This is a genomic window from Halodesulfovibrio aestuarii DSM 17919 = ATCC 29578 (assembly GCF_000384815.1).
Classification (GTDB): domain Bacteria; phylum Desulfobacterota; class Desulfovibrionia; order Desulfovibrionales; family Desulfovibrionaceae; genus Halodesulfovibrio; species Halodesulfovibrio aestuarii.
Genome location: NZ_ARQF01000019.1, coordinates 118,145 through 137,304, shown reverse-complemented (window position 1 = coordinate 137,304; position 19,160 = coordinate 118,145). Strand labels below are relative to the sequence as shown.

The 19,160-nt window shown below is 45.2% G+C and carries 20 protein-coding genes; 17 read left to right on the top strand and 3 right to left on the bottom strand.

Annotated elements, in window-relative coordinates; genetic code table 11:
- Positions 1-2 precede the first annotated feature (2 nt).
- From F461_RS0104660 to eutM, 17 genes are all read left to right on the top strand, one after another.
- Positions 3-308: a BMC domain-containing protein gene (locus F461_RS0104660; protein WP_026364618.1), complete on the top strand. Its 306-nt coding sequence runs from the start codon at positions 3-5 to the stop codon at positions 306-308.
- 49 nt (positions 309-357) lie between these two features.
- The gene (locus F461_RS17095; protein WP_019999995.1) at positions 358-1,869 is read left to right on the top strand and encodes an aldehyde dehydrogenase family protein; all 1,512 of its coding nucleotides are present in this window, start codon (positions 358-360) and stop codon (positions 1,867-1,869) included.
- A gap of 66 nt (positions 1,870-1,935) precedes the next feature.
- Positions 1,936-4,437 carry a choline trimethylamine-lyase gene (gene cutC, locus F461_RS0104650; RefSeq protein ID WP_412779041.1) on the top strand — a complete coding sequence of 834 codons (2,502 nt, stop codon included), beginning with the start codon at positions 1,936-1,938 and terminating at the stop codon, positions 4,435-4,437.
- A gap of 26 nt (positions 4,438-4,463) precedes the next feature.
- Entirely contained in the window at positions 4,464-5,414 is a 951-nt protein-coding gene (gene cutD, locus F461_RS0104645; protein WP_019999993.1) for a choline TMA-lyase-activating enzyme, read from the top strand.
- Positions 5,415-5,432: 18 nt separating this feature from the next.
- Positions 5,433-5,792 (top strand): BMC domain-containing protein, encoded by a 360-nt coding sequence (locus F461_RS0104640; RefSeq protein WP_019999992.1) that lies wholly within the window; start codon positions 5,433-5,435, stop codon positions 5,790-5,792.
- 5 nt (positions 5,793-5,797) lie between these two features.
- Positions 5,798-6,256 carry a EutP/PduV family microcompartment system protein gene (locus tag F461_RS0104635; RefSeq protein WP_026364617.1) on the top strand — a complete coding sequence of 153 codons (459 nt, stop codon included), beginning with the start codon at positions 5,798-5,800 and terminating at the stop codon, positions 6,254-6,256.
- A complete protein-coding gene (locus F461_RS0104630) occupies positions 6,253-6,930 on the top strand; it encodes a hypothetical protein (protein ID WP_019999990.1) in 678 nt (225 codons plus the stop codon). Before F461_RS0104635 ends, F461_RS0104630 begins: the two co-directional genes overlap by 4 nt.
- Positions 6,912-7,754 (top strand): ethanolamine utilization protein EutJ, encoded by an 843-nt coding sequence (gene eutJ / locus F461_RS0104625; protein WP_019999989.1) that lies wholly within the window; start codon positions 6,912-6,914, stop codon positions 7,752-7,754. Before F461_RS0104630 ends, eutJ begins: the two co-directional genes overlap by 19 nt.
- Positions 7,755-7,764: 10 nt before the next feature.
- Complete coding sequence (locus F461_RS0104620; RefSeq protein WP_019999988.1) at positions 7,765-8,070, top strand: BMC domain-containing protein; 306 nt, start codon at positions 7,765-7,767, stop codon at positions 8,068-8,070.
- Positions 8,064-8,339 (top strand): EutN/CcmL family microcompartment protein, encoded by a 276-nt coding sequence (locus F461_RS0104615; RefSeq protein WP_019999987.1) that lies wholly within the window; start codon positions 8,064-8,066, stop codon positions 8,337-8,339. The genes F461_RS0104620 and F461_RS0104615 overlap by 7 nt, the downstream gene beginning before the upstream one ends.
- 1 nt (position 8,340) lies before the next feature.
- Positions 8,341-9,669, top strand: coding sequence for a 4Fe-4S dicluster domain-containing protein (locus tag F461_RS0104610; protein WP_019999986.1), 1,329 nt, complete (start codon positions 8,341-8,343; stop codon positions 9,667-9,669).
- A gap of 1 nt (position 9,670) precedes the next feature.
- On the top strand, positions 9,671-10,219 hold the full coding sequence (locus F461_RS0104605; RefSeq protein ID WP_019999985.1) for a BMC domain-containing protein: 549 nt from the start codon (positions 9,671-9,673) through the stop codon (positions 10,217-10,219).
- A 181-nt stretch (positions 10,220-10,400) separates the two neighbouring features.
- Positions 10,401-11,045, top strand: a complete 645-nt coding sequence (locus tag F461_RS0104600) for a cupin domain-containing protein (protein WP_019999984.1) — start codon at positions 10,401-10,403, stop codon at positions 11,043-11,045.
- Positions 11,046-11,048: 3 nt separating this feature from the next.
- The gene (locus tag F461_RS19620) at positions 11,049-11,819 is read left to right on the top strand and encodes a BMC domain-containing protein (protein WP_019999983.1); all 771 of its coding nucleotides are present in this window, start codon (positions 11,049-11,051) and stop codon (positions 11,817-11,819) included.
- A gap of 25 nt (positions 11,820-11,844) precedes the next feature.
- Positions 11,845-13,368, top strand: coding sequence for an acetaldehyde dehydrogenase (acetylating) (locus F461_RS0104590; protein WP_019999982.1), 1,524 nt, complete (start codon positions 11,845-11,847; stop codon positions 13,366-13,368).
- A gap of 2 nt (positions 13,369-13,370) precedes the next feature.
- Positions 13,371-14,024: a phosphate propanoyltransferase gene (locus F461_RS0104585; RefSeq protein ID WP_019999981.1), complete on the top strand. Its 654-nt coding sequence runs from the start codon at positions 13,371-13,373 to the stop codon at positions 14,022-14,024.
- A 16-nt stretch (positions 14,025-14,040) separates the two neighbouring features.
- On the top strand, positions 14,041-14,322 hold the full coding sequence (gene eutM, locus F461_RS0104580) for an ethanolamine utilization microcompartment protein EutM (RefSeq protein ID WP_019999980.1): 282 nt from the start codon (positions 14,041-14,043) through the stop codon (positions 14,320-14,322).
- Between the two features lie 518 nt (positions 14,323-14,840).
- On the opposite strand, the gene F461_RS19405 is transcribed toward eutM, so the two are convergent.
- The 3 genes from F461_RS19405 to F461_RS17080 form a co-directional block, all read right to left on the bottom strand.
- Positions 14,841-15,218 carry an AAA-type ATPase lid domain-containing protein gene (locus F461_RS19405; RefSeq protein WP_459562009.1) on the bottom strand — a complete coding sequence of 126 codons (378 nt, stop codon included), beginning with the start codon at positions 15,216-15,218 and terminating at the stop codon, positions 14,841-14,843.
- Positions 15,209-16,420 carry a sigma 54-interacting transcriptional regulator gene (locus F461_RS17085; RefSeq protein WP_211211853.1) on the bottom strand — a complete coding sequence of 404 codons (1,212 nt, stop codon included), beginning with the start codon at positions 16,418-16,420 and terminating at the stop codon, positions 15,209-15,211. Before F461_RS17085 ends, F461_RS19405 begins: the two co-directional genes overlap by 10 nt.
- A 244-nt stretch (positions 16,421-16,664) precedes the next feature.
- On the bottom strand, positions 16,665-18,359 hold the full coding sequence (locus F461_RS17080) for an anaerobic carbon-monoxide dehydrogenase catalytic subunit (RefSeq protein WP_019999979.1): 1,695 nt from the start codon (positions 18,357-18,359) through the stop codon (positions 16,665-16,667).
- Between the last annotated feature and the right edge of the window lie 801 nt (positions 18,360-19,160).

The window sequence follows — 19,160 nt, the reverse complement described above, 5'->3', positions numbered from 1 at the left end:
TGATGAGTGGAGCTCGCGCGTTAGGATTACTGGAAGCATTTGGTCTTGTTTATGTACTTGAGGCTGCTGACGCCATGATGAAAGCCGCAGATGTTGAACTTGCAGGGTACGAAAACGTTGCCTCTGGATACATTTCAGTTTTGATGGAAGGCGATGTGGCTGCTTGCGAAGCAGCCGTTCAGGCTGGTGTGGCAGCTGTTAAAGCAATGGGTGGGGAAGTGTACAGTTCTGTTGTGATCCCGTCTCCTCATCCTGATTTAAAGAAAGTCACAAAGCGCTATGCTCCTGAAAAGTTATTGCCGCAATAGGCGGAGCCAAGATTGAGAACGGTAGAATAGACTTAGCGGGAGTGCGTGGATGATTATAGACAATGATTTGCTTTCAATTCAGCAGGCCAGAATTCTGGTTGAAAATGCCTATGTTGCTCAACAACAGCTTGCCGACTTTTCGCAGGAAAAACTTGATTCCATAGTCGACAACATTGCTGAAGATCTTGAACGGCATACGAGAGAATTTGCCATGATGTCTGCTGAAGAGACTGAGTATGGCAATTGGCAGCATAAGCTGAAAAAAAACAATTTTGTCTGCGGCTTTTCCCGTAGGGCTTTTCATGGAATGCGTTGTGTAGGCGTCGTTGCTGAGGATCTGGATAAACAGACTATGGACATAGGCGTGCCAATCGGAGTGATTGCTGCGTTGTGTCCAGCTACGAGTCCGGTTTCCACTACAATCTATAAGGCACTGATCGCCATTAAATCAGGCAACGCGATTGTATTTTCCCCCCATCCCAGAGCTCGTAAGACTATGGGGAAAGTTATTGATTTCATGATAAACACTGGTCGCAACCATGGTCTTCCTGATGGGGCATTGTCTTACCTGCACACTGTTTCATCCAGCGGTACACGTGAGTTGATGCAACATAGGCATGTGGCATTGATTCTAAATACGGGTGTTCCCGGAATGCTTCAGGCTGCACAGGAGTCTGGGAAGACACTTATTTACGGCGGGGCAGGTAATGTTCCTGCGTTTATTGAACGGACTGCTGATGTTGAGCAGGCTGTCAGAGATATTATCACAAGTAAGACCTTTGATAACGGCGTAGTTGCAGCAGCTGAGCAGGCTATTGTGGTTGATGGTTGTATTGCTGCTGAAGTGAAACGGGCATTCGAGGCGAATGGTGCGTACTTCATGTCGGAAGATGAAGCTCGTAGCGTTGGTGAATTACTATTCTTACCTGCCAATACCCTTAATCATGACTGTATCGGCCGCACCGCTGTTGCTGTCGCAGAAAAGGCAGGCTTTCAAGTGCCTGCCGGAACTCAGGTACTTGTTGCAGAGCGAAGCTACATTGCTGAGTTTGATATCTATTCCCGTGAAAAGCTGTGCCCTGTTTTGAGTTTTTATATTGAACCCGATTGGATGCATGCGTGTGAAAAGTGCATTGAGCTGCTTCTCAGTGAGAGATGTGGCCACACGTTGGTGATCCATTCCCGAGACGAAAGCGTAATTAAGCTCTTTGCGTTGAAAAAACCTGTTGGAAGGGTGCTTGTAAACACTCCTGCAGTGTTCGGGGGGATGGGGGCCACAACTAATTTGTTTCCGTCAATGACACTTGGAAGTGGCTCCGCTGGCAAAGGGTACACTTCTGATAATATTTCCCCAAAAAATCTCATCTATGTGCGTAAGGTTGGATACGGTGTCAGGGATATCGAATCTGCCAACGCAAATATTCTTTTTGGTGCATCTGATGAGAATGTACCACGGGCTGTGCCGAACTCTTTTCAGTCTGACTCATTGAATGAAGTACGTCGTATTTTACAAGAAACTATTGCAGAAGTGCTTGCTGCAGATAGTGGTCATAAGAATTAAAAATAAAGCGAGGTAGTCGTGGATATTCGTGAATTATCCAAGCAGCTTGCAGAAGCTACAAAAAATATGTCTTCGGAAGACAGGGATGCATTGCAGAAAATGTTTTCTGATGTGACCGAAGACCTTTTGAAAAAATCCAGTACAGACAGTGCCACTGCACCAGTACTCACTCAAGAGTGTAAGGGTATTCCTGAAGGTCCTACTGATCGCCATACACGCCTTAGAGAGAATTTTCTTAAGCAGGTGCCGACTGTTACCACTCATAGAGCACGTGCAATTACAAAGATCGCGAAAGAAAATCCTGGCATGCCTAAGGTACTGCTGCGTGGTAAGTGTTTCAAATACTGCTGCGAAACTGCCCCTCTCGTAATTCAGGATAACGAACTTATCGTTGGTGCTCCTTGTGGTGCTCCACGCGCAGGTGCATTTTCACCTGATATTGCATGGCGCTGGATGAAGGACGAAATCGACACCATCGGAAGCCGCCCGCAGGATCCATTTTATATTTCTGAAGAAGATAAGCGGTACATGCGTGAAGAGTTGTTTCCATTCTGGGAAGGCAAATCCATCGATGAATACTGCGAAGATCAATACCGTGAAGCAGGATTATGGGAACTTTCAGGCGAGTCGTTTGTATCCGATTGTTCCTACCATGCGTTAAACGGCGGCGGTGACTCCAACCCCGGCTATGACGTTATCCTTATGAACAAGGGTATGCTTGATATTCAGGCTGAAGCTCGTGGGCATCTTGAAACACTTGATTACAAGAACCCAGACGATATCGACAAAATTTACTTCTACAAATCTCTTATTGATACCGCAGAAGGTATCATGATCTATGCTCGCAGAATTTCCGAGTATGCAGCTGAACTTGCCGCTAAAGAAAGCAATCCGCAGCGTAAGGCAGAGTTGCTGAAGATTTCTGAAGTGAACGCACGTGTGCCTGCACATAAGCCTGAAACCTTCTGGGAAGCGATTCAGGCTGTATGGACTATTGAGTCTCTTCTGGTTGTAGAAGAGAACCAGACTGGTATGTCAATTGGTCGCGTTGACCAGTACATGTACCCATATTTTAAGGCAGACCTCGAAGCAGGTCGTATGACTGAGTATGAAGCTTTTGACCTCGCAGGCTGTATGCTCATCAAAATGTCTGAAATGATGTGGATTACCAACGAAGGTGGCTCTAAGTTTTTTGCAGGGTACCAGCCGTTTGTAAACATGTGTGTCGGTGGTGTGAAACGTGATGGCACTGATGCTACAAACGATCTTACCTACCTGCTCATGGATGCAGTTCGTCATGTTCGCGTTTACCAGCCTTCACTCGCGACTCGCGTCCACAACAAATCACCTCATAAATATCTGAAGAAAATTATCGAAGTAATTCGCTCAGGAATGGGTTTCCCTGCAATTCACTTTGATGATGCACACATTAAGATGATGCTCGCAAAAGGCGTAACTATTGAAGACGCTCGCGATTACTGTCTGATGGGGTGTGTTGAACCACAAAAATCCGGTCGTCTCTACCAGTGGACTTCTACCGGGTACACTCAGTGGCCAATTTGTATTGAATTGGTTCTGAACCATGGTGTGCCACTCTGGTATGGCAAGCAGGTTACTCCGGACGCAGGACCTCTTGAGCAGTTTACAACCTACGAACAGTTTGAAGAAGCTGTAAAAGATCAGATCAGATACATCACTAAGCATACAAGCGTTGCAACAGTTATTTCACAGCGAGTTCATAGAGAGCTTGCTCCTAAGCCTCTTATGTCCATGATGTATGAAGGTTGTATGGAAAACGGACGTGATGTTTCTTCTGGTGGCGCAATGTACAACTTTGGACCGGGTGTGGTTTGGAGTGGGCTTGCAACATACGTAGACTCCATGGCTGCAATTAAGAAGCTTGTATTTGAAGAGAAAAAGTACACTCTTGCCCAGATGAATGAAGCTCTCAAAGCTGACTTTGAGGGGTACGCGCAGGTGAAGGCAGATTGTGCAGCTGCTCCAAAATACGGCAACGATGACGACTACGCAGACCTTATTGCAGCAGATCTTGTAAGCTTCACAGAAGAAGAGCACCGCCAATACAAGACGTTGTACTCAGTATTGAGTCACGGAACCCTTTCTATTTCCAACAACACCCCGTTTGGACAGATTACTGGTGCATCCGCTGGTGGTCGAGGCGCTTGGACACCTCTTTCTGACGGTATCAGCCCAAGTCATGGCGTTGATTACAAAGGGCCTACCGCTATCATCAAATCTGTTTCCAAAATGTCTAACGACAGCATGAACATTGGCATGGTTCATAACTTTAAGATCATGTCCGGTCTGCTGGAGACTCCGCAGGGTGAAGAAAGCTTAATTACCCTTATCCGCACAGCAAGTATGCTTGGTAACGGTGAAATGCAGTTTAACTACCTTGATAATGATGTGCTTATTGCAGCACAGAAGAATCCTGAAAATTACCGTGACCTTGTTGTTCGCGTTGCAGGTTACTCTGCATTCTTTGTGGAACTTTGCAAAGATGTTCAGGACGAGATTATCAGCAGAACAATGTTGAAGCAGATTTAGTAAAATAAAGCGGGGTTTGAGCGGCTATGACTGTGAGCAATGTAGACAAAATTGAAAGAAAAGGACTGATTTTCAATGTACAGAAGTACAATATGTATGACGGTCCTGGAGTGAGAACTCTTGTATTCTTCAAAGGGTGTCCATTGCGTTGCAAATGGTGCTCAAACCCTGAAAGTCAATCACGGAAAGCTCAGATCCTATTTAAAAAAAATCTGTGCACCAACTGCGGGAGATGTGTCCCGGTCTGTCCGGTTGGAATTCATTCGATTGGAGTGGATCGGACGCATTCAATTTCCCGTAATGTAGACTGCATCGGCTGCGGAGAATGCGTAAGAGTCTGTCTTGATTCTGCTCTTTCAGTAGTTGGTGAAGCTAAAACCGTATCAGAAGTATTAGATATTATCGAAGAAGATCGCGCTTTCTACGAGATGTCCGGTGGCGGTGTAACGTTGGGTGGCGGTGAAGTGTTAATGCAGCCAGAATTTGCACTGAATGTTCTTATGGGGTGCAAGCAGCGTGGCATCAATACTGCTATTGAAACTTGTGGTTACACCAAACGTGAGACGATTCTTAAGATAGCCGAATTTACCGATCTCTTTCTTTTTGATTTAAAGCACATCAATTCTGAACGGCATTATGAGCTTACCGGTGTGCGTAACGAGTGGATTTTGGAGAATTTTACAGCGCTTATTCAAGGCAGGTTCAATGTTCAGGCACGTCTTCCTCTTATGAAAGGTGTGAATGACGCAGAAGAAGATATTGAGCAGTTGATCGCCTTTTTACAGCGGTTTCGTGATCGAAAAAATTTCAAAGGGGTCGACTTGCTTCCGTACCACAAGATGGGGGTTGGCAAGTACAGCCAGCTGGATGCGGAGTATCCTGTAAAAGAAGATTTAAGTCTGAGTGATGCAGAGCTGGAACGGATCGAAAATCAATTTAAGCGCCGTGGCTTTCCTGTTGCCATCATTAAACATTAGTACCGGTGGAGTAATTGTATGAATAGTCATGAAGGTCAGTCTCAAGGGCTGCAGCGCATCATTCAGGAATCGGTACCGGGCAAGCAGGTAACCATTGCGCATGTTATCGCTGCTCCGGATCCAGATATTTATGAACGGCTCGGCGTTCAGGCTCATGGTGCCCTGGGGATTTTGACGCTTTCTCCATACGAGGTGTCAATTATTGCAGCGGACATAGCAACGAAGGCCGCCAGCGTGGAAATTGGTTTTATTGATCGCTTTACAGGATCGCTAGTGCTCTGCGGTGACGTTCAGAGTGTTGAGACAGCACTTCAGTTTGTTTTGGAAAATTTGTCTTCAAACTTGGGGTTCTCAGTGAGTCCTTTGACTCGCTCTTAGACGTAATGAGTAGCAAACGAGTCATGTTCATTGGTGCTACTGGCTGCGGAAAATCAGCTTTAGCACAGGCGCTCGAAGGGCAAGTTCGCTCGGGTCGAAGCGCGCAGGAAGTTGTGTACGGTAAGAAGACAATCGATGTTCCCAGTGAGTATTTGGAACACCCTTGGATGTTTCAAAGCTTGATTGCCATCGCACAGAACAACGCATCACATGTTGTGTTCGTTGTAGGGCAGGGAAATACAGCTTCGGCAGGTTCTCCTGGTTTAGGAAACGTATTTACGTGTCCGGTTGTTGGAGTGGTGACTACTGATTGCAACAGCTCAGAAGGCACAGAACGCTGCTTTGGAGAACTGGCGCGACTTGGGGTTCCGGAACCGTATTTTGTTGTGAACCCGAATGAACAGGTTGATCGAAGTCTGGCTGAATATTTGTTCGATGTAGAGCAGAGTGAGGAACTCCGATGAAGTTTATTACCGAATCAGACCTGCGTGTCACGTACAGGAAAGAGCCGTTTTCTGAATTTAGACTTGATAAAGATATCAGGCTCACCCCCGGAGCGCGTCAGTTTTTGACTGATAGAAGAATAGAGCTGCTTATTCATGACGTGCTGGAGCAATCAGCAACAGTAGATGATGGCCAGAATGAAGAGTCCGGTACTGTTGCTACGCCACAGGAAACAGATTGGAAAACGAAAAAAATTAAAAATGAAGTAACAGCGCTTGTAACCTCCATTTTACTGACAGCTTTTGAACTCCTTGAAATAGATATCAAGCTTTCTCAGAAGGTTGCCGAGCTTGAGCCGCATGTGTCGGCCATGAAGAATATGCTCAGTTCAGATGACACACCGTCATCCATGCTGTGCGAACCATGCAAAAGTATTACACAAGAAAATTTTTCAGACCCGCTGGCAGATTGTTTTGCAATAAACGCGTTTCATATGCAGATGCCGAAAGTCAAGGCCATGCTGCTCATTAATCGTATTCGCTGCACTGTGCTCAGTTTCGAAGTGAGCATTGTAGAGACGTATGGTGAGAATTCAAAAGACGCTTTGCGACGTCAGATTAACCAGATTCGTAACAGGTTATCACAATTGATTTGCACCGCCTTTGGAGGAAATGAATGTCAAAGAAAAGAGTAAACTTTGAATACTGTGATCGGCTTGTTCGCGATTTTGAAAAAGCAGTTGAACGTCCGGTCAAGGGTGACTCTAATAATTATTACACCGGAGTAGACTTGGGAACAGCGTGCGTGGTCGTGGCTGTTCTTAATGAAAACGGTGAGCCTGTAGCCGGTGCATATCGTTATGCTGATGTTGTGCGTGATGGCATGGTTGTTGATTACATCGGGGCTGTGCAGATTGTGCGTGAATTGAAATTGGAAGTTGAAGAAAAGCTCGGTGCTGAACTTTTTTATGCTGCCTCAGCTATTCCTCCTGGAACTGATGCTCTTGATTCTGGTGCAATCAAAAATGTTGTTGAAGGCGCTGGATTTGAACTTACCAACCTCTTTGACGAGCCGACTGCAGCTAATGAAGTCCTGCAAATTTCCAATGGTGCTGTTGTTGATATTGGTGGTGGTACGACTGGGATTTCTATCCTTAAGGATGGAAAAGTTATCTATGTCGCTGATGAGGCTACAGGGGGCACACATTTTACACTGGTTGTTTCCGGTGCGTATCAGATTCCTTTTGAAGAGGCGGATCTGTTTAAGCGTAACAACGAAAACCACGCAGAGCTTCTCCCTGTGCTGACTCCAGTAATTGAAAAAATTGCCACGATCATCAACAAGCACATCGAAGGATACGACGTGCAGGAAATTTCCCTTGTTGGCGGCACATGCTGTCTTGAAGGGATTGAAAAGATTATTGAAAAGAAAACAGGTATTTATACACATAAGCCGCAGAACCCGATGTTTGTGACACCACTTGGTATCGCAATGACCTGTGAAGCGGAAACAAACTAGGACGTGTGTGATGGAATTCCGAATTATCAAGTCGCCTTCCCCTGCTGTTCTGGCCATGCTTACCAGACGTAAAGGCTCTGGCTCATCATCACACTTAGTTTCTACCGGTGCTGTGGGGCTTGTGCAGGGCAAGGTCATAGACATGATTGTTGCGGCAGACATTGCTGAAAAGAGTGTAGGCGTGGTTGTTGAGGATATTAAAGGTACCTGTCCTCAGAATATGGTTGCCATGGCTATGCTTGGAGATATCGCCTCCGTAGAGGCTGCGATGTCAGCCATTAAAACAAAGCTGCAAGACGGGAGTTATGCATGTTAACGGCAAAGCTAATCGGAAGCGTCTGGTCTACCAGAAAGGCTGAACAGATGTTGGGGCTTAAGCTGATGATTGTCGAAATTATCGGTGGGCGTAATGCCGGTGAATGCATGACAGTTGTTGATACTATTGGCGCTGGTACTGGTGATCGCGTGATAGTGACAACAGGCTCTTCTGCCCGTCGGATGCTTGGTGATGACAACATTCCTGTTGATGCTGTGATTGTTGGCATTATTGATGAAGATTGTGAACTGCCAACTTGTGGAGAATGAAGTGAATCTAGTTGAACAAGTTAAAGACGCAGGGGTCATCGGTGCTGGTGGTGCAGGTTTTCCTACACATGTTAAGCTTGCTGCTTCTGCTGAATTTATTCTTTTAAATGGTGCTGAGTGTGAGCCACTGCTTCGAGTGGACCAGCAGCTTATGGCAATTTATCCTGATGAAATTATCAAAGGGTTTGAACAGGCTGCGAAAGTAGTAGGCGCCAAGCATGCTTATCTATGCGTTAAAGAAAAGCATACTAGCGTTATCAAAGGTCTTCAGGAGCGAATTGAAGCTCTTCAAGTTGCACCGTTGGTAGAGGTTAAAACTCTTCCTGATATTTATCCTGCGGGTGACGAGCAGGTGCTTGTATACACGGTGACTGGTCGTAGTGTTCCAGAAGCAGGTATTCCGTTAAATGTTGGCTGTGTTGTTATCAACTCAGAGACAGCACTGAACGTTTACAACGCTACAAACGGTACGCCAGTAACTGAAAAATTTATTACGGTGGCAGGAGATATCCCTCACCGTGTAACCGTTAAAGTTCCTGTCGGTACACCAGTAATTGATGTTCTTAAAAAGAGCGGACTTGAGTCTTTTGAAGGATACACCGTTATCGGTGGTGGCCCAATGATGGGGCCGGCTCTTTCTGATCTTTCTGGCTACATTACCAAGAAAGATAAGGGCTTTATCATTCTTAAAAATGATCATCCGCTTATTCGCAGGAAAAATGCGACTATCGAAAGTACCCAGCGCATAAATAGAGCTGCCTGCGCGCAGTGTCGCATGTGTACAGATCTATGTCCGCGTTATCTCATCGGGCATAATGTTGCGCCGCATAAGTCCATGCGAATCCAAAATTACAACCTTGCTGGAGCAGCAGAGAAAACGCATGCGCAACTCTGTTGTATGTGCAACCTCTGCGAATACTTTTCCTGTCCTATGGGATTGAATCCTAAGCTTGCAAACGATGCTTTGAAGCGTGATCTCGCAGCGGAAAATATTCGATTCCAACCTACTGGCAAGGAACCTGAGGCACACCATAACCGTGAATATCGTCTTATTCCAAGCAAGCGACTTATCGCACGTCTTGGTTTGAGCGAGTTTGACCTGCCTGCTCCGGTTGAAGAAGCACCATTTGTTCCTGACGTTGTTAGAATCGCAACAAATGCCCATGTGGGTGCTCCAGCTGTCCCTACGGTGTCAGTAGGAGACGTTGTACAGGTTGGACAATGTGTGGGTGCGATTCCTGAAGGTGCGTTAAGTGCTTCCGTACACGCAAGTGTGGCTGGCAAGGTTACTGCAATTGAAAATGGATACATCGAGATAGAAAGAGGCTGATATGAGTAAGTCAATAGGAATGGTGGAATTTACAAGTATCTCGCGTGGAATCTACGCCGTAGACCAGATGGTCAAAACAGCGGAGGTTGAGATTGTAACTGCCACAACAACATGCCCGGGTAAATATTTTGCCATCGTAACCGGAGATGTCGCTTCAGTGAATAACTCCGTTGAAGTTGGTGAGCAGTATGCAAAAGAGTATCTGATTGACAGCATGGTGATCCCGAGTGTTGCTCCGGAGGTTTTTCCGGCAATCGCTGGTGGGGTGATGCCTGAGTACATGGATGCAGTAGGTATTGTAGAAGCCTTCGCATTAGCTCCTATGGTTGTCGCTGCGGATTCAGTGCTCAAGGCTGTAAATGTTGAGCCGATTGAACTGCGTCTCGGTAACGGGTTAGGCGGTAAGTCTTTCTTCACATTTACTGGTGATGTTGCTGCGGTAACCGCGGGAATTGAAAGTGCGAAAAACGCGTTGATGCTCAAAGGGCTTCTGGTAAACGCAGAGGTTATTCCTTCGCCTTCTCCAAAGGTTTTGCCATCATTGCTTTAATTATAATTAACAGGGTGTCTTGTCCTAATCTGAGGCCGTAGCAAACGATTAGCGCACGAAAAGATGTTGGGACCCGTTTGAAGTGGCCTATGGCGTTTCAATATCAGCAGTGCATGATTTATGAGTGGTTGCTGATTTTCTGAGATGACAAGCCCCATAACCAGAGAAGGAGGTGAACAATATGAAACGAGTTGTTTGTGCGGAAGAAGTTGAGAAGCTGGTTCTTCAAAATCAGTCAGCGTTCTACATTGATGACAATACAATATTGACCCCCTCTGCGCAGGATGCAGCAGCACTTGCAGGTATCGAGATTATTCGTGGCGCACCACAACCGTGTGAACCACAAAAGTCTGTTACCGATAACGCAATAAGCAGTGACTTAATCTACGCAGCGTTAAATGCACTGCATGAGAAAGGCTTGCTTACTAAGTTCTTGAAAGAGCTCGAACAAAGATTCACTGCCGTTATGTGTGGTGGCGGAAAGGTTGTTCGAGGCGATTCCATAAAAATGGACCCGGTGCAAACGTGCCGAAACCAGTCTGTGACAACCGGCGAAGTTTCTTCACAGGAAGTCATCGGCAAAGAAGACGGGCGGATTAATTCCGGTTTTTTTAAGATTTCCCAGTCCTGTTATGAGCAGACCTTCGCATGCGAAGCCAACTGCTGCCTGCTTGAGGGAACGTTAACTGTGACCATTAATGGTGAACATGTAACGGTGCATGCAGGTGATGTAATGCATATCCCGGCAGGTGCTGATGTGGTCTGGGAAACTTCGGAAACCGCAAGGATTTTTTATTCCAGATTTTCCGATTCTTCGAAGGGGTAACCAGTGAGCGCGCTAGGACTTATTGAAACCAGAGGGCTAATATCAGCGATTGAAGGTGCTGATGCCATGGTGAAATCTTCGAATGTCCGTTTGATGAATAAAACGTACGTTGGTGCTGGGCTGGTTACAATTACTGTAACTGGTGACGTAGCAGCTGTGAAGAGTTCCGTTGATGCGGCATTAGCTGCTATTTCGAGGCTTCATGGCGGGGAAGTCATTTCAAGTCATGTAATTCCACGGCCCGAGAGTGGTATTACCGATGTGCTGTTTGACACCCCCAAAGATTCTTCAGGTTCCGGACAGGCTGAAGGTTATGCCTGCGAGGGTGGGCAGTCCTTTGAGTCTTGTTTTGAAAACGAGATGAAAAGTGTTTCAGCTATAGACCAACCTGAACATGAGGACGTGCTTCTAGCATCACCTGCCGTAGAAGATGCCGAACCTGCTCAGAATGCAGAGAAAAATCTTCACCAATTGGACAACGACAGCGTTAGTTCGAAGGAGAATGGAACTATTCCATCTTCTGAAAACGAAAATCTAACCGTATCCAAGAAGAAAAAGGCTCTTCCTATATCGAAGGACGAAGTTGACGCTCTTAACGATGAACTCGGAACGCAACAGGCTGTCGCTATGTTGGCACAACATACCGTGGCAACTTTGCGTGTATTGGCCCGTCAGTATTCAGAGTTTACTATTGATAAGAAAAAACTGTCAAAAGTGAAAAAGCGTGCACTGCTGGAAGGGTTCACCCGTTATTACAATTTATTAAATTCATGATCCGAATTTATAGGAGCTGATTGATATGGATTTTGATTTACAATCTGTGCAGGAAGCACGCGATTTAGCTCGTGCCGGTAGCATCGCTGCAGAAAAAATTGCTACTTATACAGATGAATTAGTAGATTCTATTTTACGCAGTATGGTGCAGGCTGCGAAAGCTAATGCTGTGAAGCTTGCTCGAATGGCGGTTGAAGAAACCGGATTCGGTAACGTTCCTAGTAAAACATACAAGAACCATCTGGCTTCACAGGTCTTGTACGATTTCATTAAGTCAATGAAGACGGTTGGTGTAATCAAAGAAGATCCGATTAATCGGGTTATTGAAATTGCGGAGCCTGTAGGTCTTTTGATGGGGATTACTCCTTCTACAAACCCTACATCTACTGCCATCTACAAGGCTATGATAGCTATCAAGTCCCGTAATGCTATCGTATTTGCTCCTCACCCAGCTGCGAAGAAATGTACACTCGAAGCTGCACGCCTTATGTGTGAGGCTGCAGTTGCTGCAGGTGCTCCACAAGGAATCATTTCCTGTGTATCCATGCCTTCCATGCCAGCTACGGACGAGCTGATGAAGGGCGCCGATGTTAAAATGATTCTTGCGACTGGTGGCCCGGGCATGGTTAAGGCTGCATACAGTTCTGGTAAGCCGGCTCTTGGTGTTGGCGCAGGTAACTCTCCGGCATATATTGAAAAAACAGCGAATGTTCAGCAGGCTGTTAAAAATATTATTGCAAGTAAGACCTTCGATTACGGCACAATTTGTGCTTCTGAGCAGTCAATTATCGTAGAAGAATGCAACCGTGAGGCTGTAATTGCAGAGCTCAAAAAGAACGGCGCATACTTCATGACAGCGGAAGAAACTCACAAAGTTTGCGCATGTCTGTTTAAAAATGGCCATGTAATGAACGCGAGCTTTGTAGGCAGAGCCCCACAGGTTATTGCTGAAGCAGCTGGTATCGCTATCCCTGCAGATACTAAAGTTCTCATTGGTGAGCAGCAGGGCGTTGGCGCAGGATCCCCTCTCTCTTTTGAAAAGCTTACAACTGTTCTTGCATTCTACACTGTAAAAGATTGGCACGAGGCTTGTAAGCTCAGTATTGAATTACTGCAGAATGGTATTGGCCATACCATGAGTCTGCATACCGAAGACGAGAATATCGTTCGTGAGTTTAGCGTTAAGCCTGCTTCCCGAATTCTTGTTAATACCGGCAGCACTCAGGGTGGCGTTGGGATCAGCACCGGCCTTGCTCCTGCATTTACTTTGGGATGTGGTTCATGGGGCGGAAGTTCTGTTTCTGAGAATGTTACTCCTGAGCATCTTATCAACATCAAAAAGGTTGCATACGGATTGAAAAACTGCAGCACTGTTGCAGAAGACGATCCAACCTTTAACTATCCTGAGTTAAATAACTACACATGCGGTTCTTCTACTGCGAGCGCTACTTCTTTGGATGATGTATTGGCGAACGCATCTAGCTTGGAACACGAAAAGCTCGTTCAGTTAGCCTCCTCACTGGTTTTGGCTCTGGCAAAAGGTGCGTAAGCGTGGCTGAGTTAGAAAATGTCCTCAAGTTGTTAATTGAGGCTGTAGAAGCTGTACAGAAAACGCCCGTACCGGTTCCTGTACCTAACGGCATCGGGGTAGGCATCTCCAACCGCCACATTCATATTTCTCAGGATGATTTGAATGCGCTGTTTGGTGAAGGATACCAGTTGACTCCTTTAAAGGAACTTTCACAGCCGGGACAGTTTGCCTGCAAGGAAGTTGTGACCATTTGTGGTCCTAAAGGGGCAATTGAAAAAATACGTGTTCTTGGACCTGTTCGTAGCAAGACACAGGTTGAGATTCTCGCAGGGGACTCTTTTAAACTTGGAGTAAAAGCTGCGGCACGTATGTCCGGTGATCTTCAAGGAACCCCGGGGATTACAATTATTGGTCCGAAAGGATCTGTCCAGACAAAAGAGGGGCTGATAGTTGCTCAGCGGCATATCCATATGCACCCAGTAAATGCAGAACAATATGGTGTGCGTGACGGTCAGCTTGTCAGCATTAAATTAGACGGTGTGCGTGGTGGGATCTTCCACAACGTTGCCATCAGGGTCAGCAAGGACTCTGCTCTGGAGTTTCATCTTGATACGGAAGAAGCAAACGCAATGAGTATCACATCGTCATCAACAGTTGAAATTACAAAGCAATAAATTATAGGAGTGTACAATGAGTAAGAATGATGCATTAGGAATGATTGAAACTAAAGGTCTTGTTGGCGCAATCGAAGCAAGTGACGCAATGGTTAAAGCTGCTAATGTTACCCTTCTTGGTAAAGAAATGATCGGTAGCGGTCTTGTAACCGTAATGGTTCGTGGCGATGTTGGTGCTGTTAAAGCAGCAACTGACGCAGGTGCAGCTGCAGCACAGCGTGTTGGTGAAGTTGTTTCCGTACACGTTATTCCTCGTCCTCACACAGATGTAGAAACTATTCTGCCTGAAAATAAGTAAGGTTTGGATTGTCAGACTAAGAGTACGGTATGTAAATACCGTACTCTTTTTTAATGTGCTTTTATCAAAACGGTTTCTTCGTTCTGCAATGTCAGAAGATAGGGATGGATAAAAAACGTATTTGCTCCGTTTATTCCATGGATGGAATACGTAAAAAATTGGCTAGCTGTGAAAGTATGTTGTTTCTTTGATAGCAGGTTATTGCTTAGTTAAATAAATTAGTTGTGTAACGCATAGTAAATACCCCACCGTTACTGCGAGTTGAACGTACAATAAAGAGAACATCGGTGATTATCCTGATGTTTTATCTGTATGTTGCAATATGTTTGGTACCACCTTTAAATAACATAGTTGGCAACATGCTTTTTGAATTCGCTAGTAACAAACATGCTTCCAACCTGATCTGGCAGCATCAGGTTGGAAGCATAAAAATTTTTTATATAAGGTGATACAGTTTTTGTGTTTAAAAACGAAAATGCTAATTAAGTACGTATCTACAAGCAGTATCTGAAATTTCGTTAGCGAGAAATCTTCATTTTTTTTATTCGTGTTGCGAGAGTTGTCGGTTTCATTCCCAGCAGGAACGCTGCTCCGTTTTTTCCGTAGATCTTTCCATTACAGCGGTTTAAGGCTTTTTCTATATTTTTTACTTGAAGTTGAACCATTTCTTCTTCTGTAAGTAACGGCTGATCATCTAGATTATAGTTGCGAGCAATTTGAGGTGAAGTTTTCGTAAACCCGTCTGTAAGATCCAGTTGTGCGGACTCTGAGATAGAAGAAATCGCAAATCGCTCCACAATATTTTGCAGTTCCCGAATGTTGCCCGGCCAGCTGTATGCACTGAGGGTTGCGAGTTGGTCGGGAGAGAATTGAACGACAGGACGTTTCATACCGATGAGTGAACGTTGCAGAAAGTGATTAGCCAGAGGCTCAATGTCCTCTTTGCGCTCCCGAAGCGGCGGGACAGTGATAGGAAATACGTTGAGCGAAAATATAGGTCTTCTCGAAATCTATCGGCCTTTACTTCTTTCAGTAAGTCACGGTTGCTCGCGGCAATAATGCGGGCATTCACCTTTCGGACTTTTTCTTCACCGACCCGTTCGTATTCTCCTTCTTGTAAGACTCTAAGAAGTTGGGCTTGCAATTCGAGTGGGATTTCACCTACTTCGTCCAAAAATAAAGTGCCATTGTTGGCAGCACCAAATTTACCTTCACGGTAGGTGTGCGCTCCAGTGAAGGCTCCTTTGGCATGTCCAAAAAATTCGCTGGCAAAGAGTTCTTTAGGAATTGATGCGCAGTTAACTTTAATAAGCGGTTTTGAACTTCTATTACTTCTTCGATGCAGTTCTCTAGCTACTAGCTCTTTTCCTGTTCCAGACTCACCCTGAATGAGAACGTTTGCCTCTGTCGGGGCAACAAGGTCGATTTGTTGAATGATTCTTTGTAACGCTGCACTATGTCCAACAAATTCGCCATGTAAGCTTACTTCAGACAGCTCTTCACGTAAGTATTTGTTTTCATTCTTAAGCTGCTTGGTGAGTTCCTCAATTTTTTCAAAGGCTCTGGCGTTAGCAAGCGCGGTGGCTGAATGGTTTGTAATGATGTTCAGCTCATTGAGAACCGGCTGGGTTATTTGTGTCTTGGTAAATACAGCCAGTACTCCAAGTACCTCACCATGGAATTGCATGGGGTGACCTGCAAAACCATTTATTCCTTCTCGCTTTGCCCATCCCTTGTCAATAATCCACTTGGAGTCTTCCGGGACGGATTTAACAATTACAGGTTGGCCGGACGCGGCAATGTGGCCCACCTTTCTACAGCCCATAGGAAATCTACTAAATTTTCCGTCAAGACGTGACCAGTCTTCATCTTTGTTTACGACAGACCGACCTGCACTGGCTACGAGATGCAAGCATCTATGACTTTGCTGACATTCTTTGAGCATTAGGCAAGATGAGCATATGTCGCCTTTTTTAACGAGCCATATGCGTACGAGTGACACCTCATCAAACTGGAACAGCCGGTTAACAATAAGGCGAAATAGTGAACTCGTTGAGCGCTGTTCACCCATTTCCAGAAGAAGTGATTGAAGTTCCATATTTTTAAAGTGAAAATTTTGCTTGCCAGTCATCCCGTAACGCTAAACGAAACGGGGGTACATAACAACAAGTTTGTATTTATGAGGGGTAGTAAAGATGGCAGTGCCTATGCACAAAAGTTAGTAACAAGATAGAGAGAGGGGATAGTCAGCACTGCCTGCCTATGCGCATAAGGAGGAACAGGCAGTGCTGAGTAGCCTTTTACAAAAAAGGCTACAGAGTCGTTGTCACGCTGGCTGTGGGCTAGCGCCAGCAAAGCTCCGATCTTGCGTTGTTAAAGTCAGAAATAATCATTTCAGCAAGGTCGTTAGGGTTAGGAGCCACATGCATGGATGAGCCGAGCTGATCTTGTGTACCATTATACAGAAAATCCTGAATCTTTTTGGACTGCTGTAGTGAAGGAGGGGTACAATGATAGGTGTCAAAGCCGGATACACGGAATGCGAGTGTTGCCCCAAGACCTTCGGCTTCGGACCATTCTGGAATGACAGCAGCAAAAGGAAGGTCTTTCATTTTATGGCCAGCATATTTAGCAACTTCTCTAAATGTTGCTAATGGCTGTGCATTATCAGTGCATTCTCCGAAATGCCATACAGGCGGCATGTTTGTATTAAGGAAAAGCTGCAGCATCTCACCGCATTTTTCCCGTGCTTTGCTGGAGCAGAAACCCTGAGTTGCCAAAGAGAACGCCGGGTAACCATTGGCGAAGATCAGGATGTTATTCTCAAGCAAAGTATTAATGAGCACTGCAAGATGTTGTGTTGAGTCAGCGTCGGTTGGAGTACTGCCGAAAAGGCTGACGATGCCTTTGATTTTTCCATCAATTAAAGCAGATGCGATACGGTCAAGACAGCCGTAATGTCTGTCTATAGTATCAAGGCTGAAGCCAACTTGAGCTGTAACGTCTTTGCCGGGGAGTGTCCTTTTGACATCACGACGGTTTTTGAAGCTTTCAATAGCACGCGTGACGATGTTTTCTGCAAGTGTCTGAACTTCATTGCCTGTGCCAATAAATTCAGCCCCGGCGAGATGGCTAGATTTGTTTGTTGTCACGATGACGGTTTTATTGAAGGCGGCAACACTTGCAATTTTAGGCAGAACTTTTTGTGTATCAGCTAACAATACATCAATTGCACCTGTTTCGAGAGCGAGACCAACCCCATTAGTCGTAGCGAGTCGAAATACGTTATCAACGGTATCTGTGGAGGGCTTATCTGAACTGCGGATCTCATACACTTGGATTCCAGTCGCGCCTGCCTCGTTAGCCATTGCAGTAAATCTTTTGTTTTGGGTCGCATTACATACGGCAGCAGCAAGCGTTGGGATATGTTCGTATAATGCAATGTTCACGGTGTCTGCATGTAACGATTCGAGATAAACCTTCGTAGTAGTATGTTCTGCAGTACCGCAAAGGCAGTCAGTAGCTAGAGAACTACCTGCGGTGCAGTTGAGTAAAAAGGCGGCCCCGAGCCGGAAGGTTGTATTCATTTTTTTTTGCCAATCATTCAGGCTTTCGTCTGATGTTTGCTTCAGAGCGCTGGACACTTCGAAGGAGGAACTGACAGGCAGCAGGTCAAGTTGTTTCCATGTCTGGATTCGTTCAGGCGGGGCGACGACACTAAGAGTGGAGCAGAGACCAGGCTCAGTGCGGCTGATGTCATCAAGCAGCTTGTCTGCGAGTTCCGCAGCAATTGTGTTTGTTTCTTTATTCTTGGTGCTGATGTCAAAATGAGCTGCAATACTTCTCAGTTTTCTTTCACCCACAATAGAAAGATCAGTATCTCCTTCCGCTGCTTTTTTCAGGGTAAGAATAATCTCTCGCATACGTGCTTCATGGGCGGCAACGTCTTTTGCAGCAGAACGAAGCAGTTTGTCGGCAGCAATATTGTCCGTAGAATTGCTGTCGTGATTGTTATGAGTCTGTTTCTCTGTTTTCATGTATAGATCCTTTTAGAACTGAATGGGAGCAAGCGGCTGGTGCTGGTGGTACTAGGTGGATGATTACCTGTTATTCCAAACGCTCCACAAAAGAATTTTTGATTTCGTTGTCATACAAAGCAAGAGGTGAGCCAAATTGTTTTGTTGCGTATGTATTTGAAATAACAATATTTAATTATTTTGATATTTGTTTTTTCAACGGAATTCCGTGATTAAAACGGATGTTCGTTGCTTTGTAACGGAATTCCGTTCCGATAAAGCTGAAGCACTTTCATTTTCTCGTGATGAAGAGCTGTGAAATAACTGCGAGGTGCGAGGGGGCAGAGCGTGTTGCTAAAGCGAGGATTCAACTGAAAAGGGACTATTAGATATTGCTCTTGCGCCATAGGAGTGGTTTGTCATTTAACAATTTAAAATTATTTATAATTTTTCTTTATTATCTTCATCCCCCCCCTCATAAGCTTATTCTAATCAACAGAGTATAAGGCAGTTATTATTCTCGTTCAGGGCCTTCTGTCTGGTTTGGGAGCATTGTTTAGAGGGCCATATCCGTATTCCCGCCTTTTATAATTATTGATGTATTCATAGTCTGTCTTGTTATGTTAAGGGGAAGACAGGTTGGGTTCATTGTTGCCTAACTATTGCTGCATTAAATTACTATAGGTCTTTTCTATTCCTCAGCACAATTTACTGTAACTTTTGCTATGTATATTTGATGTGTCACTATTATTTTTTCAGTAGTGTTGTTACTGTATTGTGATGCTCATATCGATAAAGTGTAGATAGTCAGCATAGAAAGAA

Bases quoted from the DNA above. Each gene is read 5' to 3' on its own strand.
- F461_RS0104600 (WP_019999984.1), top strand. From the start codon at position 10,401: ATGAAACGAGTTGTTTGTGCGGAAGAAGTTGAGAAGCTGGTTCTTCAA.
- F461_RS17095 (WP_019999995.1), top strand. From the start codon at position 358: ATGATTATAGACAATGATTTGCTTTCAATTCAGCAGGCCAGAATTCTG.
- eutM (WP_019999980.1), top strand. From the start codon at position 14,041: ATGAGTAAGAATGATGCATTAGGAATGATTGAAACTAAAGGTCTTGTT.
- F461_RS0104620 (WP_019999988.1), top strand. From the start codon at position 7,765: ATGGAATTCCGAATTATCAAGTCGCCTTCCCCTGCTGTTCTGGCCATG.
- cutC (WP_412779041.1), top strand. From the start codon at position 1,936: ATGTCTTCGGAAGACAGGGATGCATTGCAGAAAATGTTTTCTGATGTG.
- F461_RS0104615 (WP_019999987.1), top strand. From the start codon at position 8,064: ATGTTAACGGCAAAGCTAATCGGAAGCGTCTGGTCTACCAGAAAGGCT.
- F461_RS0104660 (WP_026364618.1), top strand. From the start codon at position 3: ATGAGTGGAGCTCGCGCGTTAGGATTACTGGAAGCATTTGGTCTTGTT.
- cutD (WP_019999993.1), top strand. From the start codon at position 4,464: ATGACTGTGAGCAATGTAGACAAAATTGAAAGAAAAGGACTGATTTTC.
- F461_RS0104630 (WP_019999990.1), top strand. From the start codon at position 6,253: ATGAAGTTTATTACCGAATCAGACCTGCGTGTCACGTACAGGAAAGAG.
- F461_RS17085 (WP_211211853.1), bottom strand. From the start codon at position 16,420: ATGGAACTTCAATCACTTCTTCTGGAAATGGGTGAACAGCGCTCAACG.
- F461_RS0104635 (WP_026364617.1), top strand. From the start codon at position 5,798: ATGAGTAGCAAACGAGTCATGTTCATTGGTGCTACTGGCTGCGGAAAA.
- F461_RS17080 (WP_019999979.1), bottom strand. From the start codon at position 18,359: ATGAAAACAGAGAAACAGACTCATAACAATCACGACAGCAATTCTACG.
- F461_RS0104590 (WP_019999982.1), top strand. From the start codon at position 11,845: ATGGATTTTGATTTACAATCTGTGCAGGAAGCACGCGATTTAGCTCGT.
- eutJ (WP_019999989.1), top strand. From the start codon at position 6,912: ATGTCAAAGAAAAGAGTAAACTTTGAATACTGTGATCGGCTTGTTCGC.
- F461_RS0104605 (WP_019999985.1), top strand. From the start codon at position 9,671: ATGAGTAAGTCAATAGGAATGGTGGAATTTACAAGTATCTCGCGTGGA.
- F461_RS0104640 (WP_019999992.1), top strand. From the start codon at position 5,433: ATGAATAGTCATGAAGGTCAGTCTCAAGGGCTGCAGCGCATCATTCAG.